The sequence below is a fragment of the Streptococcus pasteurianus genome (assembly GCF_004843545.1).
Classification (GTDB): domain Bacteria; phylum Bacillota; class Bacilli; order Lactobacillales; family Streptococcaceae; genus Streptococcus; species Streptococcus pasteurianus.
Genome location: NZ_CP039457.1, coordinates 940,870 through 967,111 on the forward strand (window position 1 = coordinate 940,870; position 26,242 = coordinate 967,111).

The window sequence follows — 26,242 nt, forward strand, 5'->3', positions numbered from 1 at the left end:
GTTATAGCTATTTTTGATAAGGAGAAATGATGTCTTTACCAAATTGTCCACAATGTAACTCTGAGTATGTTTACGAAGATGGTTTATTACTAGTTTGCCCAGAGTGCGCTTATGAATGGAATCCAAGCGATTCAGTTGAAGAAGAAGGCTTGGTTGTTCTTGATAGCAACGGTACACGTCTTGCTGACGGAGATAGCATTACTATCGTGAAAAATCTAAAAGTAAAAGGTGCACCAAAAGACCTTAAACAAGGTACCCGTGTGAAAAACATTCGTCTTGTTGAAGGTGACCACAACATTGATTGTAAAATTGATGGTTTTGGCGCAATGAAATTAAAATCAGAGTTTGTTAAAAAATTGTAATGATTGAAAGCTAGACGAGATGTCTAGTTTTTTAGTTTGATGACGATTTTTGGCAAAATTTTTAAGCATGGACTAGTCAGTAAATGTCTGTTATTTTTATACTTTTTATGTAAAAATATTCTCAGATATATTCAAACCGTCTGAAATTTTGGTATAATAGAAACAAATTCTATTTAGGAGATCACATGTCGTATATTTTACAAGTTCTGCCAAGCTTGTTAGATGGCGCTAAGGTAACTTTGCAAGTTTTCTGTATTGTTATTGTTTTGTCAATACCGTTTGGTGCTATCTTGGCTTTTTTGATGCAGATTAAATTCAAACCATTACAATGGTTGTTGACGTTATATGTTTGGATTATGCGTGGAACACCATTGCTATTACAATTAATTTTCTTCTACTACGTGTTACCGAGCGTTGGTATTGTAATGGATCGCTTGCCAGCAGCTATTTTAGCGTTCACGTTGAATTACGCAGCTTATTTTGCAGAAATTTTCCGCGGAGGTATTGCAGCCATTCCTAAAGGGCAATACGAAGCAGCTAAAGTTTTAAAACTAAATCAACTTCAAACGATTCATTATATTATCTTACCGCAAGTGTTCAAGATTGTTTTGCCAAGTGTTTTCAATGAAATCATTAATCTAGTTAAAGATTCATCATTGGTTTACGTTCTTGGTGTGGGCGATTTGTTGCTTGCAAGTAAAACCGCAGCAAATCGTGATGCCACATTAGCACCGATGTTTGTTGCTGGAGCAATTTACTTGTTAATGATTGGTGTGGTGACATTAATTTCAAAACAAACTGAAAAGAAATTTAATTACTATAAATAAGAGGTGACCAGATGTTAGAATTAAAAAATATTTCCAAACAATTTGGTCAAAAGAAGATTTTTGATCATTTTAATTTGACGATTGAAGATGGCAAAATTTTATCTCTCGTTGGTCCGTCAGGTGGTGGAAAGACAACCTTGCTACGTATGCTTGCTGGACTTGAAAAAATTGATTCTGGAGAAATTATTCATAATGGTGAAGTCGTTCCTATCGACCATCTAGAGATGCTTAATTTACTTGGTTTTGTTTTTCAAGATTTTCAGCTTTTCCCTCATTTATCTGTTTTAGATAATTTGACCTTATCGCCTGTAAAAACAATGGGAATGACAAAAGAAACAGCTAAAGAAAAAGCGGTTACCTTGCTTCAACGCCTGGGTCTTGGTGAATACGCTGATGCTTATCCGTATTCGTTGTCAGGTGGTCAAAAACAACGTGTGGCTTTGGCGCGTGCTATGATGATTGACCCACAAATTATTGGTTATGATGAGCCAACATCAGCACTTGACCCAGAATTGCGTCAAGAAGTTGAAAAGTTGATTTTACAAAATCGTGAAGCTGGCATGACTCAAATCGTTGTTACCCACGATTTAAAGTTTGCAGAAAGCATTTCAGATCATATTTTAAGAATTAATCCAAAATAAAGAAAGTTTTACTAGGTGAGTTTATGAAATTCAAAAAAGTTCTTGTGGGCGTTTTGGCGCTTGTATCAACGCTAACTTTGGCGGCTTGTAGTTCTTCATCATCTAAAAAAGCGACGAGTACTGACCAATGGGACACTTACGTCAAAAACGGTGAGATTACTATCGGGTTTGACAATACATTTGTTCCTATGGGGTATGAGGATGAGGACGGAAGTAATGTTGGTTTTGATATTGATTTGGCAAATGCCGTCTTTAAAGAATATGGTATTACCGTCAAATGGCAATCAATTAACTGGGATATGAAAGAAACCGAGTTAAATAACGGAACTATTGATTTAATTTGGAACGGTTATTCTATCACAGATGAGCGTTCTGAAAAGGTGCTCTTTACGGATCCATACATGGTTAATGAGCAGGTATTGGTAACTAAAAAATCGTCAGGCATTACAAGTTTTGCTGACATGAAAGACAAAGTTCTTGGTGCACAGTCAGGGTCATCTGGTTACGATGCGTTCACCTCACATCCAGAAGTGTTGAAGGACATTGTTTCTGGTGGCGATGCGACACAATACGAAACCTTCACACAAGCGCTTATCGATTTGAAAAATGACCGTATTGACGGTTTGTTGATTGATAAAGTTTACGCTAATTACTACCTTGAACAAGAAGGTGAACTTGATAACTACAATATCATTTCAAGTGAATTTGACGGTGAAGACTTTGCCGTCGGTGCTCGTAAAGCCGATAAGACACTTGTTAAGAAAATCAATCAAGCTTTTAAGAAGTTGTATCAAGACGGTACATTTCAAGAAATTTCAAACAAATGGTTTGGTGAAGATGTCGCAACAGACGACGTTAAAAACTAAACGAGGAATAGCAAAACTCTGAGGTTAGCCTCAGAGTTTTTGTTTATTATGATTTTGATAGATTTCTTGTTTAGTCAAAAGTCTAGAACAGCATATTTAGTCTTTTGCTTCAATATTAGAGTTATCGCTAATTGAGGTAATTTGGTGGAAAATAAGATGCCATTCTTCTTTACGACGCCAAATGCTGGTGTGTGATTTATGACCAAGCGTGTAAGTGATGAGTTTTGTTTTTTGGCTGATTGACGTCATTTGAAAATCATCAAAATTGCTCATGTAATGTTTTTTACGGGAAATCATTTCCTCTTTTGAATAAGTTTTTCCGTCATCGTCAATAAGTGTAAAACTATCAGCTAGCAGGTCTTCGTAGTCTGGAATTTTGGAAAGAATGATTTTTTCGTCTTTATAAAGTTTTTTATAAACATTTTCCCAAATTTCATCTTCAGGAATAGCAGCAGGTTCAACGTGAACGTCGGTATCATACACCGAAAATTCCTGACTGAGCAATGTTTCAATCTGTTCGGTAATTTCATGGCTTTCGTAAACAGAAAGGTCTGGATTCATTTCGACGACAATATCAAGGTAAATATTACTTCCGTATGAACGCCCACGTTGAGATTTAACAGCAGTTACTTTAGGAATTTTTAAAATGGCGTCCTTGTATTTTTTTAGCTCTTTTTCATCAAATCCGTCTGATAAGCTAAAGGCGCTTTCCATAAAAATGTCATAAGCCGTTTTCAAGATAAAATAGGTAATGACAATGGCGGCAAGTCTATCAATGATAACAAGATTGAAAGAAGCGGCAACAATAGCAACAGATGTACCAATAGAAGTGACCGCATCAGAAAGATTATCCTTTGCAGCAGCAACCAGAGCACTTGATTTCACCTTTTGTGATAGGCGTTTATTGTGAACATAAACACCATACATAATAATAGCTGAAATGACACCGACGATAGCTCCCTCTGGGTCAATGGCTGTGCTGCTTCCAGAAATGATTTTCTGAATTGTTTGAGACAGCACTTGGAAACCAACGATAAACATGATAAATGATGTAATCAAACTCGCTAAATCTTCAATTTTCCAATGCCCAAAACGATGTTCGGCATCTGCTGGCTTACTGGCTAAATGAAGTCCGATTAGCAGAGCAACATTTCCCAAAATATCAGATAAGTTGTTAAAACCATCGGCAATAAGTGATGATGAATTAAGCGTGTAACCTGCAATTAGCTTGGCGATAGAAATTGTAAGATACGCAATGATACTTACTATTGGACCACGTTTAGCTAACTGAAGATTTTCAGCTGGTGTTGGCATAAGCAATAACTCCTTTGAAAACGATAGTTATATCATAAAATCAATAATTGTTAAAATAAATATTACTCTCTATTATATCATTAGTTTAAGCTTGTCACAAAGAAAATATGATAAAATCAATTATTTAGCGTTGATAGCAAATTAAAAATCTGGAACAAATTCCAGACTTTTGATTAATGGTTATCAAAATAATGTTTTGTTTCTTTTATAATAATTGGTGAAAGTGCTAGTAAGGCAATCAAGTTCGGAATGGCCATAAGCCCGTTAACAATATCAGCGATAACCCAAATTGTTTCTAGGCTGATGTAACCACCCAAAGCAACCATAGCAACAAAGACAATACGATAAACCGGGATAGCTTTGACACCAAATAAGAACTCAAAACAACGTTCCCCATAGTAGCACCAACCAAGAATCGTTGTGAAAGCAAATAAAATCAAACTAATAGTTAAGGCATAAACACCGAAGTTTCCAAAGACAGATGAAAATGCTGATTGCGTGAGCGTTGCTCCATTCAAATTGCTTGACCAGCCACCAGTAACGATAATAGAAAGACCTGTTAAAGTACAAATAATAATGGTATCAATAAATGTTCCTGTCATAGAGACAAGTCCTTGTTCAACAGGTTCTTCCGTTTTAGCAGCAGCGGCGGCGATAGGTGCAGAACCAAGTCCAGATTCATTAGAGAAGATACCACGTGCAATCCCTGCTTGAATAGCTGTGACAACTGTTGCACCAGCAAAACCACCTATAGCAGCTTTTCCAGTAAATGCTGAGCGTAGAACTAATCCTAAACTTGGAACAATATTGTCAAAATGGAAGGCTAGGATTATAAGGGTTGTTAAGATGTAAATAATTGCCATAAAAGGAACAATCTTTTCAGCTACTTTAGAGATAGATTGAATGCCACCAAAGATGATAATACTAACCAACACAGCTAAAATGAGACTGATCACTTTAGGCGACCAACCAACGGTATTGTTAAGAGAGTCTGTAATAGAATTAACTTGTGTAAATGTCCCAGAACCAAAAAGTGCTACCATAACACCAAAGATAGAAAAAGCAATAGCGAGCGGTTTCCAATGTTTGCCCATTCCATTTACGATATAGTGCATGGGTCCGCCTGCGATGTCCCCGTTGGCATCTCGGGTACGGTATTTAATGGCAAGAACGCCTTCGGCATACTTGGTTGCCATACCGAAGAACGCAGCTATCCACATCCAAAATAACGCCCCAGGTCCACCTAACTTAATGGCAGTTGCAACTCCGACGATATTCCCGGTTCCGATGGTTGCTGCGAGAGCTGTTGCAAGAGCTGCAAAGCTTGAAATATCTCCTTGACCTTTAGCTTCAGCTGAAAAGATGAGTTTCAAGGCTTTTGAAAGGCGGAAAACCTGCAACAGACCTAAACGCGTAGAAAGGTAAATCCCAGTTCCGACAAGAAGAACAAGAAGGGGCGGTCCCCAGACAAGGCTGTCTAAAGACGATAGAAAATCATACATAAGTAAAAACTCCTAATAATCATAGCACTTAAATCACTGGTTAAAAGATAAAACCAATTGTTTAACTATTAACCACTAAATGAGTACTAGTCTTTATCTATTTTTCGTATTTTCAGAAAAAATAGAATCATTTCAACTTATTTATTATATAGAGAGAAACGCCGTTTGTCAAATTGTCATCTGAAAAGTCTATATCAATAAAGGATAGAGAAGGCTTGGTTAAGGGAGTTTACAAATCTTTGTCAGAACATAATCATCAAAAAGTTGAGCGAATGAAAAATGCTGTCTATTCACTAAATAAACCTACTGTTATTTAAAAATATATTTAAATAGTAAATCATAGCAACAATATTGTTATAGTATCATTTTTCAAGAACATAGTAATAGAAAACGCCTATATTTCTGGGTATAATACAAGAGTAAATCAAAATATGAGGTGACTATATATGACAAAACAATTTCCAGAAGGATTTTTATGGGGTGGTGCAACAGCTGCCAATCAATTTGAAGGAGCTTGGAATGTTGACGGACGCGGTCCAGCAACATCGGATACAGCGCGTGCCGTTGCTCCAGAAGAACGAAAATCAATGGGAAGTGAATTTAACTCGCCAATGACTCGTGCAAAATTGGATGCAGCTTTGAATGACAAAGAAGGGCTTTATCCAAAACGTTGGGGGGCTGATTTTTACCATCGTTATAAAGAAGATATCGCTCTTTATGCTGAAATGGGATTCAAGACTTTTCGTCTTTCTATTGCATGGTCGCGTATTTTTCCAAATGGTGATGATGCGACACCGAATGAAGCTGGTTTAGCTTTTTATGATAAGGTTTTTGATGAGCTTAATAAATACGGCATCGAGCCACTGGTTACTTTATCTCACTATGAATTTCCAATCCACTTGGTAACAGAATACGGTGGCTGGAAAAATCGTAAAGTGATTGATTTCTTTGTTCGTTATGCTGAAACTGTCTTTAATCGTTACAAAGATAAGGTCAAATATTGGTTGACATTTAATGAAATCAATATCATTGGTATGACTGGTTATTTATCAGGTGGGCTCTTGTTTGATGATGGCAAATTGGACCTACAAGATATGTATCAAGCAGCTCATCATCAGTTTATAGCATCAAGTTTGGCAACAAAAATCGGTCACGAGATTAATCCTGATTTCAAGATTGGGTGTATGTTAGCGCGTATGCAAGCCTATCCTGCGACTTGCAATCCAGAAGACGTCATGGAAGAAATCAAAAAAGACCATGAAAATCTATTCTTCTCTGATGTTCAAGTTCGCGGAAAATACCCAGCATATGCCAAACGTTTCTTTAAAGAAAATAATATCGAATTAGAAATCGCAGACGGTGACCTTGAAATTCTTGAAAAATATCCTGTTGATTTCATGTCATTCTCATATTATATGAGTTCAATTGCTCGTAAGCAAAAAACTGGCGACCAAACAGCAGGAAATCTTATCCTAAGTGAACCAAATCCATATCTTGAAGCTTCTGACTGGGGTTGGCAAATTGACCCTGTCGGACTCCGCATTACGCTTAACAATCTTTATGATCGTTACCAAGTACCACTTATGGTTGTTGAAAATGGTCTAGGTGCTCTTGATACAGTAGAAGAAGACGGTTCGATTCACGACCAATACCGTATTGATTATCTTCAATCACATGTCAAACAAATGTATGAAGCCATTGAGGACGGTGTTGATTTGATGGGATACACTTGGTGGGGTTGTACAGACCTTGTTTCGGCGTCAACTTCTGAAATGTCAAAACGCTATGGTTTTGTTTACGTTGATGCTGACGACCAAGGAAACGGTAGCTTTGACCGCTCGCGTAAAGATTCATTCTTCTTTTATAAAGATTTGATTGCAACACGTGGTGCTAATATTTTAAACGATTAATGATAATAAACTCAGTTGGGCTTTTTCAGCTGAGTTTATTTGCTAGGAAGGAAAATGATATAAATGGCAACAAAATTGTATTTGATGCGCCATGGCGAGACCTTATTTAATACACAAGGGCGGGTGCAGGGAGCTTGCGATTCGCCTCTAACAGATTTAGGTATTCAGCAAGCTCTTCTTGTCAAAGATTATTTTAATGAAAATAGCATTTGGTTTGATAGTGTTTATTCTTCAACGCAAGAACGAGCGACAGATACTGCTAAATTAGTATCTGGTCAATCACAAGTCACCCAATTAAAAGGCATCAAGGAGATGAACTTTGGTGAGTTTGAAGCTCAGCCTGAATTTCTTTTGCCTAAATTTAGAACAGGTGCTAATTCGTTTGAAGATTTGTTGGTGCCTTTTGGTGGCGAAGACATTGTAACTGTTGGTAAGCGGGCTTTGGACAGTATTCTTGAAGTGCTGGCAAACGATGATCATGCTGATAACATTTTAATGGTTAGCCATGGAGCAACGATGTGGGGTATTTGTCTGCAGCTCGGTATTCAATTTCCAGAGGGAGTTGGCTTTTCAAATTGTGCTATTTGTGAGTTCCAATATCATCAAGAACAGTTAGAGTTGCAAAAACTGATTTTACCAACCAAGGCATTTAAGACATATTCATTTGAAAGGGATTAAAAATGGTTAAAACTTTTTATGTAATGCGACATGGTCAAACGCGCTTTAATCTTCAAGGACGTATCCAAGGAGCTTGTGATTCTCCCTTGACTGAACTGGGAATTGAGCAAGCAAAGTCTGCTAGACAACATTTTAAAGAAGAGGGCATTACGTTTACACGTGTCTATTCTTCGACGCAGGAACGTGCTTGTGATACTGCTGAATTAGCAACGGGGCGTACGGATTATATTCGTTTGAAAGGACTAAAAGAAATGGATTTTGGTTCTTACGAAGCACACCAAGAATACCTCAATCCACCTTTACACCGTGAAGATGGTTCAGGTTACCGTGATTATTTTGTGGCTTATGGTGGCGAATCCAATGTTCAAGTTTATGAACGAATGGCTAAGACCATTCGTGAGGTTTTAGAGCAAAGTAGTGATGAAGACCAGCTCTTATTTGTCAGTCATGGTGCGGCAATAACCCAGTTTTACCGCCATGCTACGCTGAATCCGCCAGTTCCTAATAAACGTCTGGCAAACTGTGCCATTTTCAAAATGACTTATGACGGTAAGGATATTATGGTGCAATCAATCTATAATCCAATAGAAAAAGAGTATATTTTTGAAAGGAAAGAGAATGACTAAGACACTCTACTTAATGCGTCATGGAGAAACCTTGTTTAATCAACTTGGGTTGATTCAAGGCTGGTGTGATTCCCCCTTGACGACAAATGGCAAGCAGCAAGCTCAAGCAGCGCGTGATTATTTTCATACTCATCACATTACTTTTGATGAGCTTTATTGTTCGACCGCAGAACGTTGTTCTGATACTTTAGAAATTGTGAGCGGACGTGCAGATTATACACGACTCAAAGGCTTGAAAGAATTTAATTTTGGTCGAATGGAAGGAAAGCCAGAGTATTTACATCCGAATCGTGAACCCAATCAAAAGGGACATGGTGATTTCTTCCTAAAATATGACGGTGAAAGTGAAACGCAGGTAAGAGAACGGGTTAGTGATACTGTTTTTCGTCTAGTGTCGCAATCAGACGATGACGCAACGATTTTAGCAGTTAGCCATGCAGGTGCAATTATGAGCTTTTTTAGTGCTTTAAAATTAGAAAATCACCCTGAATTGCATTTTTCAAATTGTTGCATTTTTCATTACAGTATCACGGATGACACTTATGATTTAATTAGAATCATTGACCCCGTTAGTGGGCAAATTTATGATAAATAGTATTGTTAGCGAGGAATAGCAAAAAGCAGGTTAAAAGAAGTAGATATTTCGTTTTTTCGATAAATTTTGATATGATATAATGAAAGCAACTGAAAATTAGGAGCTGTTATGAAATTCGAGAAAAAACAAGTCTATTATGTTGTACTTGCCTTTGTCCTTTGTTATGCTATCCAAGCTTATTGGAGTAATGGTGCATCAATTGTCGGAACGATTTATAAGGCAAGCTTCCCCTTTTTAATTGGTGCTGGAATTGCCTATATTGTCAACATTGTCATGAGCTTATATGAGATGCTCTACACGCGCGTTATCAAAAATAGAATACTCTTGAAAGCCAAACGTGCGATTTCGATGATTTTGGCATACTTGACCTTTATTTTATTGATTAGCTGGCTTTTTTCGATTGTCCTGCCTGATTTGATTTCAAGCATCAATTCTTTGCTGAAGATTGATACGACCGGCGTTGCTAATTTTATTAAAGAAGTTAGTGATAATAAGGCTATCAAAGAATTACTTGATTATTTTGGAAATTCATCTGATATTACCTCAACCTTTTCAGAGTATAGTCAGCAAATTTTAAACCAAGTGTTGTCTGTTTTAACAGGGCTTTTGACGTCGGTTAGTACGATTGCTTCAACTGTTTTAACTGTTTTTGTTAGCTTGGTCTTTTCGATCTATGTTTTGGCAAGCAAAGAACAATTGGGGCGTCAATTTAATCTTTTGATTGATACCTATCTTGGCACATACGCTGAAAAAGTTCACTATGTCTTAGATATTCTACATCTACGTTTTCATGGTTTCTTTGTTGGTCAAACACTAGAAGCGATGATTTTGGGGAGCTTGACAGCAGCAGGAATGTTTCTATTTAGTTTCCCTTATGCGGCAACAATCGGTATTTTGGTTGCATTTACGGCGTTAATTCCTGTGATTGGTGCTTATATTGGAGCAACAATCGGGTTTATCTTAATTGCCACGCAATCCGTTTCGCAAGCGTTTCTCTTTTTAGTTTACTTGGTTGTTTTACAACAATTTGAAGGTAATATCATTTATCCACGTGTCGTTGGTGGTTCAATCGGATTACCAGGTATGTGGGTCTTAATGGCAATCACAATCGGTGGTGCTTTATGGGGTATCCTTGGAATGTTAGTAGCTGTACCTTTAGCAGCAAGTCTTTATCAAATCATTAAAGACAACGTTGCTAAGCGCCAACAAGCAAACTTAGATAACTGAGATAATATGGATACAATCAATTTACTCTTTTCAATCGATGATGGCTATGTTTCGCAATTTATGGTCACGCTATATTCGATTTATCAAAATAGTAGCAATCATAACTTAGCAGTTTATGTTTTACAAAAGCAATTGTTAAAAAAGAATGATGACATTTCGGAATTCTGTCAAAAATTAGGTGTTCGTTATACGCCTGTTGTGGTTGGTGAGGAAGCATTTGAAGATGCTCCGACGACAGACCGTTACCCTGAGACTATTTATTATCGCCTTTTGGCTCATGAATATTTGCCAAAGGAATTGGACAAGATTTTATATGTTGATGCGGATATTTTGTGTTTGAATGATGTTGTTCCCTTATATAAGCTGAATTTAGGCGATAAACTGTATGCTGCTGCTAGCCATACGTCAGATGGCAATATTTCAGAACTTGTTAATAAACTGCGTTTACGGAATTTTGAGGCAGAAGGGTATTTTAATTCTGGCGTCCTTTTGATGAATTTGGTTGCTATTCGTCAATCGGTACGCCGACAAGACATTTTAGATTATATTGAGCAAAATAATCATCTCTTGTTGTTGCCAGACCAAGACATCTTGAATGCCTTATATGGGCATCAAACCTTGCAAATTCCTGACCAAATTTATAATTACGATGCGCGATATAATATTCTCTATTATACTAGAAGTTCTGGTAAATGGAATTTAAATTGGGTTATTGAACATACGGTGTTTTTACATTTTTGTGGACGAGACAAGCCGTGGAAAAAAGATTACCGTGGACGTTATAGCGCTCTTTATAAACACTATCAACACTGCGCATTACGTTTAAAAAATAAGAAAAATCATTAGAAAAAGTACCTCGACTTACGAATAAATAAGTGGAGGTACTTTTTATTATGTATGCAATTGAAATGAAAGCAGATGCTATGTTGCCACGAGAACGCTTGAGAGACTTAGGGGCAGAGCATCTTAGCAATCAGGAACTATTATCTATTTTATTACGAACAGGAACAAAAGCAACCCCAGTTTTGGAAGTTGCCAATCAAATCTTGAAAAATTTAGATAGCTTAGCTGATTTTCAACACCTATCCCTGCAAGAATTGCAACAAATCAATGGTATTGGTTATGTTAAATCAATTGAAATCAAAGCAATGATTGAACTAGCAAAGCGCATTAGCAAGGCTGAATATATCCAAAAAGAACGCATTATGAGTAGCGAACGTCTAGCGCGTAAAATGATGTTAGAATTGAGTGACCAAAAACAAGAACATTTGGTGGCTATTTATCTGGATACGCAAAATCGAATCATTGAACAACGAACGATTTTTATCGGTTCTGTTCGCCGTTCGATTGCTGAACCACGTGAAATTCTCTATTATGCATGCAAAAATATGGCAACATCAGTTATTATTGTCCATAATCATCCGTCAGGCTCCCCAGAGCCAAGTGAGAACGATCTGCGATTTACTCAAAAAATGAAACGCTCTTGTGAAGATATTGGTATTATTTGCCTTGACCATATCGTCATTGGAAAATACCAATATTACAGCTTCCGAGAAGAAACAGATGTTTTGTAATGTCGTTCACTTTGAATTGCTAATGAGAAAGCAGTAGAAGAAAATCATTCATAAAATATATTCTAAAAAATAAATGGTAAGCAATAAAAAAGATACTTTCGTTTAGAGGAAAGTATCCAGAATGTTTTTGAAGCTAACTTGATAGTTTATTTATTTTGATTAGATTGATTCATGAAATACAGTAAAGTTTGCAACTCACTTGTTAAATCAACGTACTGAACGATGATACCTTTTGGAACATTGAGGTGAACAGGAGAGAAGCTCAAAATACCATGAATACCAGCATCAACCAGTATATCTGCGACTTCTTGAGCTTTTGAACTTGGAACAGTTAAAATAGCTGTTTCAATACCAGCTTCTTGCGCGTGTTTTTTTAGTGATGAGATACCATAGATAGGGATGCCATCTAATGTTTCATGTCCCACCATTTCATTGTCATCAGTATCAAAAGCCATTGAAATTTGCATTTTATTACGATCGTGGAAGCGATAGTGAAGCAAAGCTCGTCCAATATTTCCACAGCCAACAAGAAGAACGTTTGTTGTGGAATGGTCGTTTAAAATATCAGCAAAGAAATTCATCAATTTTTTGACATCATAGCCGAATCCTCGACGCCCTAGCTCGCCGAAATATGAAAAATCTCGACGTACGGTTGCAGAATCAATTCCCATAGCATCTGCGATTTGTTTAGAACTCGCTTTTTCGACATTATCTGTATTGAATCGCTTGAAAATACGATAATAAAGTGAGAGTCGTTTAGCTGTTGCTTTAGGAATAGATTTCTCAGTAGTCACAATATCATCTCCCTTTTACTTTTTAATACTATTGTATCAAAAAGTTTGTGAAAACAGAAACAAATTTAACGAAATAAGCGAAAAAACGACTTAAATTAACAAAAAATGTTAGATATTAAGTCGTTTTTAGAGTTAAAAGGGTTATTAAACACGTTTTTTTGTGAAAATATCGCGTTCCACAAGACTGTCCATTAAGAAATAAAATTTTTCTTGAAGGATTTTATTGTCCTCAGATTTGAAGATATTGACAAAACGCAGACCAGATTTATCAGTAATGCTGAGTTTAAAACCTGTCAAATCTTTGTTGATCGTAATTTTCAATGGGAAACCATCACCAGAATTAGGTACTTTTTCCAACAAGCGTGTCAATTCGTAGTTTCCAATACGATTTTGTGAAAATGTGGTATCACGAAGCGTGTATTTTTTGATGTTATCGCTAATAGCATAACTATAAAGACAGTTCTCTAAAGTAATTTCTTTTTCAAATGCCATCTTATTTTCCTACAATTTCTATTAGTTTTTGAGCGAGTTGTTGGATTTCGCTGATTGTATTAAGCTCTGAAAAGCTAATGCGAATAGATTCTGTTAAACGTGGAGAATCGTCACCATAAATGCTAGACAAAACATGACTTGGATCGACCGTTCCAGCAGTACAAGCAGAACCTGTTGAAACGGCAAAACCTGCTAAATCAAGTTGCGTTAAAAGAATGCCGTTGTTTTGATTTGGAAAACCGATGTTAAGAACATGCGGCATTTTATGTTGGCTTCCATTGATATAATAATCCAAACCAGAAATGCCATCAAGGAATGCTTGACGAAGTTCTTGAACTTGTTGATAATTTTCATATTTATGAGCAATGGCGTCAGACAAAGCTTGTGCTAAACCGGTAATACCAATCATATTTTCCGTACTAGCACGGCGTTTCTCTTCTTGTTCACCGCCATGAAGCAAGTTATCAAAATGCTGTGGTGTTGAGTAGAGAATACCGACACCTTTTGGTCCATGGAATTTATGAGCAGAAGCTGAAAGAAAATCAGCTTTGATTTCTTCAGGAAAGACATCAACTTTACCAACGGCTTGAACGGCATCAATATGGAATGCGGCTTGGTGATCTTGAAGAAGTTCTCCAATTTCTTTAACAGGAAGAAGATCACCAGTTTCGTTATTAGCAAACATGATGCTAACCAAAATAGTATCATCACGCAAAGCATCAGCAACTTGCTGTGCAGAAATATGACCATTTTCAGGTTTTAGATAAGTCACTTCAAAACCAAAGCGTTTTTCCAGGTATTCCATGGTGTGAAGAACGGAATGATGCTCAATAGCAGTAGTGACAAGGTGTTTTCCTTTAGCTTGATTAGCAAGGGCGTAACCTTTGATAGCAGTATTATTGCTTTCGGTTGCACCAGACGTAAAGATAATGCGGCGTGGATCAGTTTTTAAGGCTGAGGCAATCATTTGGCGGCTCGAGCGTAGGCGTTGGTTAGCTTGACGTCCAATGCCATGAATACTTGAGGGATTACCAAAATCGTTGATCATGACTTCTGTCATTGCATCAATAACAGAAGGTATGAGAGGAGTAGTAGCAGCATTATCGAGATATATCATATATTAGTTAATCCTTTGTAGCGTTATATGAGAATAATGGGCTGAGTGGTGATTTTTCGTGAATACGAATAATCGCGTCAGCAATTAATTTACTTGCTGAAAGATATTTAATATTTTTTGGCAAGCGTTCTTTAGTAGCGACAGAGTCAGTTACTAAAATTTCTTTAATAGGAGCAGTATCAAGGCTTTCAGCAGCACCGCCAGCAAATAAACCGTGACTTGCTACGGCATAGATTTCTGTTGCACCATCGCGTTCTACGATTTTAGCAGCTTCAGCAAATGTTTTACCTGTGTTCAAAATATCATCGATAAGGATAGCTTTTTTACCAGAAACTTCACCGATGATATAACCTTCTTCGCGGTGAGAATCGTCTTCTGCATAATCAATGATTGCGATTGGTGAATCAAGGTATTGTGCTAAGCTACGGGCACGTTTGATACCAGAGTTTTTAGGGCTAACAACGACAACATCTTCACCTTTTAGTCCTAATTCACAGTAGTATTGAGCAAAAAGTGGAACAGTAAAGAGGTTATCAACTGGAACATCAAAGAATCCCTGCACTTGAACAGCGTGAAGGTCAAGTGTTAATAGACGATCTACGCCCGCTTTAACCAACATGTTAGCAACAAGTTTTGCAGTAATTGGTTCACGTGATGCAGCAATACGGTCTTGACGTGAATAACCAAAATAAGGGATAACCACGTTAACTGTGTTTGCACTAGCACGTTTACAAGCATCAACCATAATCAAAAGTTCCCAAAGGTTGTCATTAACAGGGTAGCTAGTAGATTGGATGATGTAAATATCATCTCCACGAACTGTTTCTTCAATGTTAATCATGATTTCGCCGTCTGAAAACTTACGTGTTGACACTTTTCCAAGTGGGACACCAACTGTGTCCGCAATCTTTTGTGCAATCTCTACGTTAGAAGAAAGAGAAAAAAGCTTGAATTGTTTGTCGGCGTAATGTTCTGCCATGATATAAATAAACTCCTTTAAAATTAATACTTATATTCTATCAAAAAAAATGAAATAATTCAGCACTTTCTCATGAAAAAGCACCTTAAATTCGTTTTAGAGTCGCGCTGAATCGAGCGACTTTACTTTTAGCGTACTTGAAATCGATAGTATGCTCGGCTAAGAAGTTGTCAAAATCTTTCTTACCTTGTTCGGCATTTTCAACTTCCAATTCAAGTTCGTAGTCTTTAATACCAGCGTATTGGTTGCTATCAAGTGCCATTAGACCAATTTTAGTCATTGTTTCACGGCGTGTTGTTGTAAGACTGCCAAAGTTTTTAAGACTTGAGAGTTTAACCCCGTTCTCTTCGATAAGGTTTAGAAAATCAACATCTGGAAATTTTCCAGATTTGATGATTTCTTTAGCATCTGCAACACTCAAATTATAGTTATATTCTAAGTTGCCAACTTCTTTTGGAATTTTTAGTGTTATTTCTGCACGGTTGGGCAAGGTTCTAATACGTAACGACATACGATTAGCCTTCATATCAAAGTTTTCTGAGTCGAAGTAGTAGTTTGTCTGTGTGACTGGTGCTACGTGTGAAAACTGATTATTGAGACGATTAAATTCGTCTTTAGTGAGTAAGGTTTTGTACTCAATTTCAAGGTGTGTCATAAATAAATTTCCTTTTTTTCACCATTAGATTTATGGTATAATTAGTTTATTATATTAATTCTATACAAAAGTCAATTTTTTGACAAGGATTGGTCATGTCTTTCGTGACAGGTCCATTAGGAAGGAAATGTGATGGACTGGGAAAAATTTTTAGATCCTTACATACAGACAGTTGGGGAGTTGAAGATTAAACTACGTGGTATTCGTAAGCAGTTTCGTAAGCAAAATCGCCATTCTCCAATTGAATTTGTAACTGGTCGTGTAAAATCAGTTGAAAGTATCAAGGAAAAAATGGAACTTCGGGGGATTAAACCTGAAAATATTGCACAGGATTTGCAAGATATTGCAGGTGTTCGTGTTATGGTTCAATTCGTAGATGATGTTGATGAAGTTCTAGCTCTTTTGCGTGGTCGTCACGACATGACAATTGTTCAAGAACGAGATTATATCAATAATATGAAAGCAAGTGGCTATCGTTCTTATCATGTTATTGTAGAGTATCCAGTAGATACGATAGATGGTCAAAAAACGGTCTTGGCTGAGATTCAAATTCGAACATTAGCCATGAATTTCTGGGCGACAATTGAGCATTCATTGAATTATAAGTACAAGGGTGAATTTCCAGATGAAATCAAGAAACGCCTTGAAACGACAGCAAAAATTGCGCTTGAATTGGATGAAGAAATGAGAAAGATTCGTGAGGATATTAGAGAAGCACAGCTTTTATTTGATCCCGCAAGTCGAAAATTAAGTGATGGTGTAGGAAATAGCGATGACACAGACGAATATTACAGATAAAGTGACACGAGTAGCTATCGTGGCAAACGGAAAATACCAAAGTAGGCGAGTTGCTTCAAAACTTTTTGCGACCTTCAAGGAGGACAAGCGATTTTATTTATCTAAGAAAGACCCTGATATTGTCATTTCTATCGGTGGTGATGGTATGTTGTTATCAGCGTTTCACATGTATGAAAAAAATCTTGATAAAGTACGCTTTGTCGGAATCCATACAGGACACCTTGGCTTCTATACGGATTATCGTGATTTTGAAGTTGAAAAATTAATCGAAAATTTGCATGCTGATAAGGGACATAAGGTTTCTTATCCTATTTTGAGGGCAAAAGTTACCTTGGACGATGGGCGTGTGGTTAAAGCGCGTGCGTTGAATGAAGTAGCCATTAAACGTATTGAAAAAACGATGGTTGCGGACGTGGTTATTGATAACGTACAACTAGAACGTTTCCGTGGTGACGGTCTTTCGGTATCGACACCAACAGGAAGTACAGCCTATAATAAATCATTAGGTGGTGCGATTTTGCATCCGACAATGGAAGCCTTGCAGCTGGCAGAAATTTCTAGTTTGAATAATCGTGTCTATCGCACGTTGGGGTCTTCAGTGATTGTTCCCAAAAAAGATAAGATTGAAATTATTCCTAAGCGTCAAGGTGTTTACACGATTTCAATCGATAATAAAACGATGCATTACAAAAATGTGTCTAAAATTGAATATTGCATTGACAATAAAAAAATTAGCTTTGTGGCGACGCCGTTCCATACAAGCTTCTGGGAACGCGTAACAGATGCCTTTATAGGAGAGTTGGAGTCGTGAGATTTGATTTTGTTGCTGATCGACAAACAAAAGTAAAAACATTTTTAAAAGGTCACGATGTTTCCAAAGGATTATTAGCTAAAGTGAAGTTCAAAGGTGGGAATATATGGGTAAATGGTGTTGAACAAAATGCCATTTATTTATTGAACGTTGGTGACGTTGTTACCATTGAAATTCCTGATGAAGAAGAGCACGAGACGTTAGTTCCTGTTAAACATGATCTTAATATTGCTTATGAAGATGAGCATTTTTTAATTATAAATAAATCGTATGGTTATGCCAGTATTCCAAGTGTTTTGCATTCCAATACGATTGCTAATTTTGTGAAATATTATTATTTAGAGCAAAATTATCCGAATAAACAGGTGCATATTGTGACACGTTTGGATAAGGATACGAGCGGATTGATGCTGTTTGCTAAACATGGCTATGCACATGCTAGATTAGATAAGCAACTGCAAAATAAAACCATTGAAAAACGGTATTATGCTTTGGTTTCTGGCAAAGGTGAATTAGCAGATAAAGGTGAGATTATTGCACCGATTGCTCGTTCAGATGATAGTATCATCACACGTTGTGTGCATCCGTCTGGCAAATATGCTCATACGAGCTACGAAGTTGTGGCGCGTTTTGGTGAGGTAGCTTTGGTAGATATTCGTCTCCATACGGGACGCACCCACCAGATTCGTGTGCATTTTTCGCATATTGGTTTTCCATTGTTGGGAGATGATATGTATGGTGGAAGTATGGATTATGGCATTACACGTCAAGCTTTGCATTGCCATTATCTTCGCTTTGTAAACCCATACACAAATGAAGAGATAATTCAGACTACAAACTTGACAGATGATTTTGATAGCGTTATCATGGAACTACAACAAAATTAGATAGAAGGTTAAAAATATGGGAATTCGATCTTTATTTGGTAGCTTACGGGAAAAAATTGTTGGTAAAAACCTCAAAATTGTTTTTCCTGAAGGAAATGATGAACGTGTACTTCGAGCAGCCGCTCGTTTGAAATTTGAGGGGTTAATTGAGCCAATTATTTTAGGAGACGCTAAAGAAGTTCGAGCTTTGCTTGCGAAATTTGGCTTCGCTGATCAAGATTATGTCTTTATCAATCCAGCAGAATACGATAAATTTGATGAAATGAAAGAAGCATTTCTTGAAATTCGTAAGGGAAAAGTGACACCAGAAGAGGCCGAGCGTTTGTTACAAGATGTCAATTATTTTGGTGTGATGCTTGTCAAACTTGGCTTGGCTGACGGAATGGTTTCTGGTGCCATTCATTCAACCGCTGATACGGTTCGCCCAGCGCTTCAAATCATCAAAACGAAACCTGGTATTTCACGTACTTCAGGGGTATTCTTGATGAACCGTGAAACAACTGAACAACGTCTTGTGTTCGCTGACTGTGCGATTAATATTGACCCTACTGCTCAAGAATTGGCTGAAATTGCTGTGAATACTGCGGATACGGCTAAAATTTTTGATATTGAGCCAAAGATTGCAATGCTGAGCTTTTCAACGAAAGGAAGTGCTAAGGCGCCACAAGTTGAAAAGGTACAAACAGCAACTAAAATTGCCCAAGAAACACGCCCTGACATTCTTTTGGATGGTGAATTGCAATTTGATGCGGCATTTGTTCCAGGGACAGCAGCTGTAAAAGCACCAGATAGTGATATTGCAGGACAAGCAAATGTCTTTATCTTCCCAGACCTTCAATCAGGAAACATTGGTTATAAAATCGCTCAACGCTTAGGGATGTTTGAAGCTATTGGACCAATTCTTCAAGGACTTAACAAGCCTGTGAATGATTTGTCACGTGGCTCAAGTGCTGAGGATATTTACAAATTAGCCATCATCACAGCTGCTCAGGCTATTGATGGCAACGATAATTAATAAAATTAACAAAGCTCAGTTGGTTTTTCCGACTGGCTTTCTTGTCTTAATAAGAAAAGAGGAAATATGTCAAAAATTGCTTTAGTTACGGGAGCTTCTGCTGGATTTGGTAAAGCTATCGTTGAGAAATTAGTATCTGACGGTTATCGTGTGATTGCTAGTGCCCGCCGTTTGGAAAAATTGCAGAGCTTACAAGCAGCACTAGGTGAACAGAATGTTTACCCTCTTCAAATGGATGTCTCACAAACACAAGCTATCGATGAAGCTTTAGCTTCTTTGCCTAAAGAATGGCGAGAAATTGATATTTTGGTTAATAATGCCGGTTTAGCACTTGGCTTGGATAAAGCATACGAGGCAGATTTTTCAGATTGGCTGACAATGATTAATACGAATATCGTTGGTTTGACTTATTTAACCCGCCAAATTTTGCCAGATATGGTTAAACGTAATACTGGTATGATTATCAATCTTGGGTCAACTGCTGGTACGGTTCCTTATCCTGGGGCTAATGTTTACGGTGCTTCAAAAGCTTTCGTGAAACAATTTTCATTGAACTTGCGTGCGGACCTTGCAGGCACTAAAATTCGTGTCACTAATATTGAACCAGGTCTTTGCGAGGGAACAGAATTTTCAAATGTTCGTTTCAAAGGCGACGATGAACGCGCTGAAAAACTCTACGATGGCGCACATGCTATTAAACCAGAAGATATTGCCAACACCGTTTCTTGGGTGACAAGCCAACCTTCTCATGTCAATATCAATCGCATTGAAATAATGCCTGTTTCCCAATCTTTTGGACCACAACCCGTTTACCGAGATTAAAAAAGAGAGCCATATGGCTCTTTTTATCATTCCTATAAATCATTACCAATAGAAGGTCCTGATGTGGTATCAGACCAAGCAACGATGGCTTGACTAGTTTCTTTTAGATAACTAGACAGAAGTGGCCTTAAATCTTGAATGTAAGTTATGACACCAAGTGATTTACTAGAATTGTCTAAAATCAGCTGATAAGTTTGCATTAAGATGGCTTCAAAACTATCTGTCGGTATTTGCAAATGTAGGCTTTTTTCTGGAGATTGATGTAGACTTTGCCAAATCCATTCAGGAAGTTTCTCGCTTTCGTTTTCTGTGAAAAATGATCCGTCAGAGCGATGGTTGCTATAAATGAGCTTTAAATTGTTATCATAAAAACTAGCTCGGTAGGGAAGATGAGCCAGTAATGCTTTAATGTCTTTCATGTTATCAATCATAACGATTTTGTCAGAAAAGCACAACTAAACTGTTTGTAAACTGCTATGAGAGACTTGCACATGCATTGTTTTGATAATTCAGAGGATAATATCAGAAAACGCTAACATCATACTATCTTCTTGCTAACAAACTGTTTATAATAGATAACAAAGATAGGTTGGAGGAAAACGATGAGTAAGATTATTTTTTTAGATGTTGATGGAACATTAGTGGATTATCATAATCGCGTGCCAGCGTCGGCTGTTAAAGCAATTCAACAAGCGCGTCAAAATGGACATTATGTCTTTGTTTGCACGGGGCGTAGTCGTGCGGAAATGCAGCCTGAACTGTGGGAAATTGGTCTTGATGGCATGATTGGTGGCAATGGTTCTTACGTTGAATATGACGGTAAGGTTATCATGCACCAGTTGATTTCAAAAGAGGATGCCAAAGCCATTGTTGACTGGCTACACGAACGTGGGTTGGAATTTTACTTAGAATCAAATAATGGTCTTTTTGCTTCGGAAAATTTTAAAGAAGTTGCCCGTCCAGTAATGCGACAATATGCGTTTTCTAAAGGAAAAACAGCGGCAGAAGTTGAGCATATGGAAGCAGAAGATGCCCTTCATGGCTTGATTTATGGTGGCGAATTGTATCGTGATGATTTGAATAAGGTCAGCTTTATTCTTAATTCTTACCAAGACCATTTGGATTCAGCCAAAGCTTTTCCAAGTTTAAAAGCTGGAACATGGGGTGGTCGTGGTGAAACGGCGTTATTTGGAGACCTCGGTGTTAAAGATATTACCAAAGCACACGCAATCGATGTTCTTTTAGAACACTTGCAAGCTGATAAAAAGGATACCATTGCTTTTGGTGATGCCAAGGTTGATATTCCAATGTTAGAATATTGTGAAATTGGTGTTTCAATGGGAAATGGTGGTCCAGAAATTCTTGCTATGGCAGACATGATAACCGATGACGTTGAGGAAGACGGACTTTATAATGCCTTTGAAAAATTGGGATTAATTTAATAAGGGACTAAGTTTTATATGATGTAAAAAGGATTTGGAAATAATTTCCAAATCCTTTTTACTATGTATAAGAAAAAATACTTGACATTTTATTTCTATATAGTAAAATCCAACTAAAGTTCTATATAGAAATAAAAAATCTAAGCGATTGAAAAATGATACTAATCTATAGCGCTGAACTAAGTATAAAACAAATCTAAAAAATAATGAAAGAAAGGGTTTATACTGACGGGAGCTACCCGCTAATATAAATATAAGAATAAATGGATAAATTTGCTAGAGGCTCATATTTGATGACACATATTACGTTATTGAATGGAAGGTATTTCAATAAGCTGCTGAGTAAGACAGAAGCTGTTTACTCTGGAGAGCAAGGGAAAATTTTGACTACATTACGTGATTTCGGTGATGATTTAACAGCTAGTGAGATTTCCAAGTATTCTGGACTTGCTAACAACACTTTAACGAGTATGCTAAAAAAGCTCGAAACTATGTCTTTGATTAGGAGTGTCGCGCACCCAACAGATGGACGAAAAAAATTGTTTTCTTTAACGGATTTTGGTCGTGAACAAGTTGCTCTTGGCTATGAAGTTAGCCAAGAGGTTGGTAAAAATTTTTATCAAGGGTTCGAGCCACAAGAAATTGAGTTATTCGAAAAACAATTAGAACGTATTTTGGAAAATATAGAAAGGGTTAATAAGAGTAAAAACGATTGATATCTATGAAGAATAAACGTAAATGGAATGTTTTGCCAGCAATTATAACCACAGCAATACTGGGATTTGCTGGAGTACTTGTGGAAACTTCAATGAATGTAACTTTTCCAGTATTAATGAGAGAGTTTGGTGTTAATGCAACAGTTATCCAATGGGTAACTACTGGAAATCTGTTGGCGGTAGCTATTATTGTTCCGTTGTCAGCATACTTGATTCGTCACTTTTCAGAGCATCAGATTTTTCTTAGCGCAAATCTTTTCTTTATAACAGGCTTGATATTTGATGCCCTTGCTTCGAATTTGTGGATGCTCTTACTTGGGCGTATTTTACAAGGAATTGGGACAGGTGTAGCATTACCTTTGCTATTTCATATTATTTTACACCATGTTCCTATTGAACGTCGTGGCTTTATTACTGGAATTGCAACGATGACTACCTCTTTTGCACCAGCGATTGGTCCAACTTACGGAGGAATAATGTTAACTGCATTTGGTTGGAAGTCCATATTTCTATTTTTAATACCAATTCTTTTGATCTCCACATTGGTTGGTATCGGTTCAATTCCACATATAAAGGTTACACAAAATGGTCAATTCAATATTCTGGCTTTTGTTTTTCTAGGAGTTGGTTTAGGTTCTTTACTACTTGCAATTGAGCAATTATCAATATTTTTGCTTATTCTATGTATGATAGCATTCATTCTATTTTATGTATCTAATCAAAAAGGGCTCCTACTTAATTTGCATGTTTTTAAGAATAAAACTTTCGTTTTTTTGATGTACGGTGTATTAGGATTTCAAATGGTTTCCCTAGGATTGTCTTTTATTCTGCCCAATCATCTTCAAATAGTTTTAGGGCAAACTTCTACTCAAGCGGGATTGTTCATGTTTCCTGGCGCTATACTAGTTGCTATTTTATCCCCAATTTCTGGATTTATTATGGATAGAATCGGTGCTTTTAAACCTATTATTACAGGAGTTTTGATAACATTCTTGGGCCTTCTAATGATGGTAATAATGTTTATCAAGGCTTCGGTTATCCAACTGTTATTTTTGGATATTTTGATTATGATGGGAGTTGGTATTGCAGCAAGTAATATCATTTCAACAACTTTGTCTAAATTAAGCGATGAAGAATTTGTCGATGGAAATAGCATCCTCAATACATTTCAACAATTTTCCGGTGCAATTTCGACAACAGTTGTTTCACAAATTTTTACCTTAGGCGAAATGTCTTCTGTAGCTAATGGTGCGGTTACCGGTAGTCGTAATGCAATTTTCTTTCTGATTGGTGTGGTTTTCATATCATTGATTTTAACTCTTAGTTTGAAATATCAAAATAGAATATAATATAAAATTTTTTATACAATGGTATAGTACAAGGAATGCGTTTTATATCATTAGTTTTTGTTTGATTTTAACGATATAATATTGTTGAAAAACCATTAGTGAGGAGATTTTTATGTTACACAAAAATTTAAACCCATTTCCAGAGCACTTTTTGTGGGGAGCTTCAACGTCAGCTTATCAAGTTGAAGGAGCTGCTTTAGAGGACGGCAAAGGTCCGTCATGCCAAGACGTGAAAGAAATTCCTGCAGGCACAGCTGATTTGTCAGTTTCAGTTGACCACTATCATCATTACAAAGAAGATATTGCCCTAATGGCAGAAATGGGCTTCAAATCATATCGCTTCTCTATTTCTTGGACACGTGTTTTGCCGAATGGAACAGGCGAGGTTAATCCAAAAGGGATTGAATTCTACAATAATTTGATTGATGAATGTTTGAAATATGACATTGAACCAATCGTCACAATGTTCCACTTTGATATGCCAGCAGCGCTTGATGAACGCGGTTCTTGGTCAACACATGATTCTGTTGATTGGTTCGCTGAATATGCGCGTGTCTTGTTTGAAAACTTCGGTGACCGTGTTAAATATTGGCTAACAATCAATGAACAAAACATGCTAACATTGGTTGGTCCAGTTATCGGTACGCTTCATGTGCCAGAAGGAACAACTAATCTCACTAAAGAGATTTACCAACAAAATCATCACCAATTGGTTGCGCAAGCTAAAGCAATGCAACTTTGCCATGAAATGCTTCCCGATGCTAAAATTGGTCCAGCACCAAATATTTCTTTGGTTTACCCAGCGTCATCAAAACCAGAAGATGTTATTGCTGCTCAAAACTTCAATGCGCTTCGTAATTGGCTTTATTTAGATGCTTATGTTTTCGGTGAATACAATAACCTAGCTTGGGCATATTTGGAAGAAAATGATGCTTTGCCAACGGTTACTGATGAGGACCGTGCTATCATGAAAGCAGCTAAACCTGATTTTATTGGCTTTAACTATTACAATACAGCGACTGTTGAAGCTTCTGACGGTAGTGAAGTCGCAGGAGCTAATGGTGACCAACAATCAAATCAAACTTTCCCAGGCTTTGCGAAGAGCGTTGACAATCCAAATCTTGTGAAAACAGAATTTGGTTGGGAAATTGACCCTATTGGTTTCCGTGCAACCGTCCGTGAAATGTACAGCCGCTATCGTTTGCCGCTTTTAGTTACTGAAAATGGTCTTGGAGCATACGATACTTTGACAGAAGACGGCAAAATTCATGACAACTACCGTATCGAATATCTTCGCCAACACATTGCACAAATTCAATTGGCTATTTCTGATGGTGTTGATATGCTTGGTTACAATCCATGGTCAGCAATCGACCTCATCTCAACACACGAAGGTATCCGTAAACGTTATGGCTTTATCTACGTTGACCGTACAGATGAAGAAGTGGGCAGTCTCAAACGCTACCGCAAAGATTCATTCTTCTGGTACAAGAAAGTTATCGCTACAAATGGACAAGATTTATCAGATTGATAAATTTTATAATGAAAATGCACTCAGCAATGAAGTTGAGTGCATTCTTTTATTTTTAAACCTTTGTAAATTGTTTTTTCTTGAGTTCAAACGTGACGTCTGTTTCTTGAGCGACAGCTGTTTCGTGAGTGACGATAATAACGGTTTTATTTTGCTTATGTGCAATATCTTTGAAGATATTGACAATGTCTTGTGTTGTTTCTTCGTCCAAGTTTCCTGTCGGTTCGTCAGCGATAATTAAATCATGTTCCGTTGCTAAAGCACGAACGATAGCAACACGCTGTTGTTGCCCACCAGAGAGTTGAAGAACTGGCTTGTCAATCATTTCTTTGGGAATACCAACGAGTTCAAAAAGTTCTTCGATTTTGGCATTGTCCACGGGTTTGTTAGAGATTTCTAGCGCCGTTTGAACATTTTGACGAGCAGTCATGTAGGTCATTAAATTATAAGCTTGGAAAATCGTTGAAACAGAGTTTTTACGGTAATTGGTCAAACCAGATTTATTGATATCATTATCTTCCAAATAAATTTCTCCAGCTTTGGGACTATCTAAGCCAGCTAGTAGAGAAAGGAAAGTTGTTTTTCCGCTTCCTGACTGACCAAGAATAGAGTAAATTTTCCCTTTTTCAAAGGTTAGATTAATGTCTTTAAAAAGATAATCGTCAGGATTGTTGGTGTACCAATAACCGATATTATGTGTTCGTAAAGTCAT

The 26,242-nt window shown here is 37.2% G+C and carries 29 protein-coding genes; 20 read left to right on the forward strand and 9 right to left on the reverse strand.

Annotation, left to right across the window (positions count from 1 at the left end):
- The first annotated feature begins 29 nt into the window (after positions 1-29).
- The 4 genes from E8M05_RS05025 (at position 30) to E8M05_RS05040 (ending at position 2,696) form a co-directional block, all read left to right on the forward strand.
- Positions 30-362 carry a zinc ribbon domain-containing protein YjdM gene (locus tag E8M05_RS05025; RefSeq protein WP_003064581.1) on the forward strand — a complete coding sequence of 111 codons (333 nt, stop codon included), beginning with the start codon at positions 30-32 and terminating at the stop codon, positions 360-362.
- Between the two features lie 185 nt (positions 363-547).
- Positions 548-1,189, forward strand: coding sequence for an amino acid ABC transporter permease (locus E8M05_RS05030; protein WP_003064584.1), 642 nt, complete (start codon positions 548-550; stop codon positions 1,187-1,189).
- Between the two features lie 11 nt (positions 1,190-1,200).
- Positions 1,201-1,830 carry an amino acid ABC transporter ATP-binding protein gene (locus E8M05_RS05035; RefSeq protein WP_003064586.1) on the forward strand — a complete coding sequence of 210 codons (630 nt, stop codon included), beginning with the start codon at positions 1,201-1,203 and terminating at the stop codon, positions 1,828-1,830.
- A 23-nt stretch (positions 1,831-1,853) separates the two neighbouring features.
- Positions 1,854-2,696: an amino acid ABC transporter substrate-binding protein gene (locus tag E8M05_RS05040; RefSeq protein ID WP_003064588.1), complete on the forward strand. Its 843-nt coding sequence runs from the start codon at positions 1,854-1,856 to the stop codon at positions 2,694-2,696.
- Positions 2,697-2,792: 96 nt separating this feature from the next.
- On the opposite strand, the gene E8M05_RS05045 is transcribed toward E8M05_RS05040, so the two are convergent.
- Positions 2,793-4,010, reverse strand: a complete 1,218-nt coding sequence (locus E8M05_RS05045; protein WP_003064590.1) for a cation diffusion facilitator family transporter — start codon at positions 4,008-4,010, stop codon at positions 2,793-2,795.
- A 173-nt stretch (positions 4,011-4,183) separates the two neighbouring features.
- Positions 4,184-5,512: an alanine/glycine:cation symporter family protein gene (locus E8M05_RS05050; RefSeq protein ID WP_003064593.1), complete on the reverse strand. Its 1,329-nt coding sequence runs from the start codon at positions 5,510-5,512 to the stop codon at positions 4,184-4,186.
- Positions 5,513-5,958: 446 nt separating this feature from the next.
- On the opposite strand from E8M05_RS05050, the gene E8M05_RS05055 reads away from it, so the two are divergent.
- The 7 genes from E8M05_RS05055 to radC all read left to right on the forward strand — a co-directional run bounded on the left by E8M05_RS05055 (position 5,959) and on the right by radC (position 12,122).
- Positions 5,959-7,422, forward strand: a complete 1,464-nt coding sequence (locus tag E8M05_RS05055) for a glycoside hydrolase family 1 protein (protein WP_003064594.1) — start codon at positions 5,959-5,961, stop codon at positions 7,420-7,422.
- Between the two features lie 63 nt (positions 7,423-7,485).
- Positions 7,486-8,100 (forward strand): histidine phosphatase family protein, encoded by a 615-nt coding sequence (locus E8M05_RS05060; protein WP_003064596.1) that lies wholly within the window; start codon positions 7,486-7,488, stop codon positions 8,098-8,100.
- Between the two features lie 2 nt (positions 8,101-8,102).
- Positions 8,103-8,726: a histidine phosphatase family protein gene (locus tag E8M05_RS05065; RefSeq protein ID WP_003064599.1), complete on the forward strand. Its 624-nt coding sequence runs from the start codon at positions 8,103-8,105 to the stop codon at positions 8,724-8,726.
- Complete coding sequence (locus E8M05_RS05070; RefSeq protein WP_003064601.1) at positions 8,719-9,321, forward strand: histidine phosphatase family protein; 603 nt, start codon at positions 8,719-8,721, stop codon at positions 9,319-9,321. The genes E8M05_RS05065 and E8M05_RS05070 overlap by 8 nt, the downstream gene beginning before the upstream one ends.
- A 108-nt stretch (positions 9,322-9,429) precedes the next feature.
- The gene (locus tag E8M05_RS05075) at positions 9,430-10,548 is read left to right on the forward strand and encodes an AI-2E family transporter (protein ID WP_117567131.1); all 1,119 of its coding nucleotides are present in this window, start codon (positions 9,430-9,432) and stop codon (positions 10,546-10,548) included.
- 6 nt (positions 10,549-10,554) lie between these two features.
- A complete protein-coding gene (locus E8M05_RS05080) occupies positions 10,555-11,394 on the forward strand; it encodes a glycosyltransferase family 8 protein (RefSeq protein ID WP_003064605.1) in 840 nt (279 codons plus the stop codon).
- 47 nt (positions 11,395-11,441) lie between these two features.
- Positions 11,442-12,122, forward strand: coding sequence for a RadC family protein (radC, locus tag E8M05_RS05085; protein WP_117567129.1), 681 nt, complete (start codon positions 11,442-11,444; stop codon positions 12,120-12,122).
- Positions 12,123-12,268: 146 nt separating this feature from the next.
- Here the strand turns inward: radC and E8M05_RS05090 are convergent, their stop codons facing one another.
- The 5 genes from E8M05_RS05090 to E8M05_RS05110 form a co-directional block, all read right to left on the reverse strand.
- Positions 12,269-12,916, reverse strand: coding sequence for a redox-sensing transcriptional repressor Rex (locus E8M05_RS05090; RefSeq protein WP_003064608.1), 648 nt, complete (start codon positions 12,914-12,916; stop codon positions 12,269-12,271).
- 144 nt (positions 12,917-13,060) lie between these two features.
- Positions 13,061-13,408 (reverse strand): DUF1831 domain-containing protein, encoded by a 348-nt coding sequence (locus E8M05_RS05095; RefSeq protein ID WP_003064609.1) that lies wholly within the window; start codon positions 13,406-13,408, stop codon positions 13,061-13,063.
- Position 13,409: 1 nt separating this feature from the next.
- On the reverse strand, positions 13,410-14,525 hold the full coding sequence (locus E8M05_RS05100) for a cysteine desulfurase family protein (protein ID WP_117567127.1): 1,116 nt from the start codon (positions 14,523-14,525) through the stop codon (positions 13,410-13,412).
- A 7-nt stretch (positions 14,526-14,532) separates the two neighbouring features.
- On the reverse strand, positions 14,533-15,504 hold the full coding sequence (locus E8M05_RS05105) for a ribose-phosphate diphosphokinase (RefSeq protein ID WP_003064611.1): 972 nt from the start codon (positions 15,502-15,504) through the stop codon (positions 14,533-14,535).
- Positions 15,505-15,589: 85 nt separating this feature from the next.
- Positions 15,590-16,159 (reverse strand): CYTH domain-containing protein, encoded by a 570-nt coding sequence (locus tag E8M05_RS05110; RefSeq protein WP_003064612.1) that lies wholly within the window; start codon positions 16,157-16,159, stop codon positions 15,590-15,592.
- Between the two features lie 132 nt (positions 16,160-16,291).
- Between E8M05_RS05110 and E8M05_RS05115 the strand changes: the two genes are divergently transcribed.
- The 5 genes from E8M05_RS05115 to E8M05_RS05135 all read left to right on the forward strand — a co-directional run bounded on the left by E8M05_RS05115 (position 16,292) and on the right by E8M05_RS05135 (position 20,492).
- Positions 16,292-16,957, forward strand: a complete 666-nt coding sequence (locus E8M05_RS05115; RefSeq protein WP_003064613.1) for a GTP diphosphokinase — start codon at positions 16,292-16,294, stop codon at positions 16,955-16,957.
- A complete protein-coding gene (locus E8M05_RS05120) occupies positions 16,932-17,768 on the forward strand; it encodes an NAD kinase (protein ID WP_003064614.1) in 837 nt (278 codons plus the stop codon). Before E8M05_RS05115 ends, E8M05_RS05120 begins: the two co-directional genes overlap by 26 nt.
- Complete coding sequence (locus tag E8M05_RS05125; RefSeq protein ID WP_003064615.1) at positions 17,765-18,655, forward strand: RluA family pseudouridine synthase; 891 nt, start codon at positions 17,765-17,767, stop codon at positions 18,653-18,655. Before E8M05_RS05120 ends, E8M05_RS05125 begins: the two co-directional genes overlap by 4 nt.
- A gap of 16 nt (positions 18,656-18,671) precedes the next feature.
- A complete protein-coding gene (gene pta / locus E8M05_RS05130; RefSeq protein ID WP_003064616.1) occupies positions 18,672-19,670 on the forward strand; it encodes a phosphate acetyltransferase in 999 nt (332 codons plus the stop codon).
- A gap of 66 nt (positions 19,671-19,736) precedes the next feature.
- Positions 19,737-20,492, forward strand: coding sequence for an SDR family oxidoreductase (locus E8M05_RS05135; protein ID WP_003064617.1), 756 nt, complete (start codon positions 19,737-19,739; stop codon positions 20,490-20,492).
- Positions 20,493-20,524: 32 nt separating this feature from the next.
- On the opposite strand, the gene E8M05_RS05140 is transcribed toward E8M05_RS05135, so the two are convergent.
- Positions 20,525-20,923 (reverse strand): hypothetical protein, encoded by a 399-nt coding sequence (locus tag E8M05_RS05140; RefSeq protein ID WP_003064618.1) that lies wholly within the window; start codon positions 20,921-20,923, stop codon positions 20,525-20,527.
- A gap of 171 nt (positions 20,924-21,094) precedes the next feature.
- Here E8M05_RS05140 and E8M05_RS05145 point away from each other — a divergent pair, with 171 nt between their 5' ends.
- From E8M05_RS05145 to E8M05_RS05160, 4 genes are all read left to right on the forward strand, one after another.
- A complete protein-coding gene (locus E8M05_RS05145; protein ID WP_003064619.1) occupies positions 21,095-21,934 on the forward strand; it encodes an HAD family hydrolase in 840 nt (279 codons plus the stop codon).
- A gap of 263 nt (positions 21,935-22,197) precedes the next feature.
- Positions 22,198-22,650: a MarR family winged helix-turn-helix transcriptional regulator gene (locus tag E8M05_RS05150; RefSeq protein WP_003064620.1), complete on the forward strand. Its 453-nt coding sequence runs from the start codon at positions 22,198-22,200 to the stop codon at positions 22,648-22,650.
- 5 nt (positions 22,651-22,655) lie between these two features.
- Complete coding sequence (locus E8M05_RS05155) at positions 22,656-23,999, forward strand: MFS transporter (protein WP_136596418.1); 1,344 nt, start codon at positions 22,656-22,658, stop codon at positions 23,997-23,999.
- A 112-nt stretch (positions 24,000-24,111) separates the two neighbouring features.
- Positions 24,112-25,530 (forward strand): glycoside hydrolase family 1 protein, encoded by a 1,419-nt coding sequence (locus E8M05_RS05160; RefSeq protein ID WP_003064622.1) that lies wholly within the window; start codon positions 24,112-24,114, stop codon positions 25,528-25,530.
- Positions 25,531-25,585: 55 nt separating this feature from the next.
- On the opposite strand, the gene E8M05_RS05165 is transcribed toward E8M05_RS05160, so the two are convergent.
- Positions 25,586-26,242, reverse strand: coding sequence for an ABC transporter ATP-binding protein (locus tag E8M05_RS05165; protein ID WP_003064623.1), 657 nt, complete (start codon positions 26,240-26,242; stop codon positions 25,586-25,588).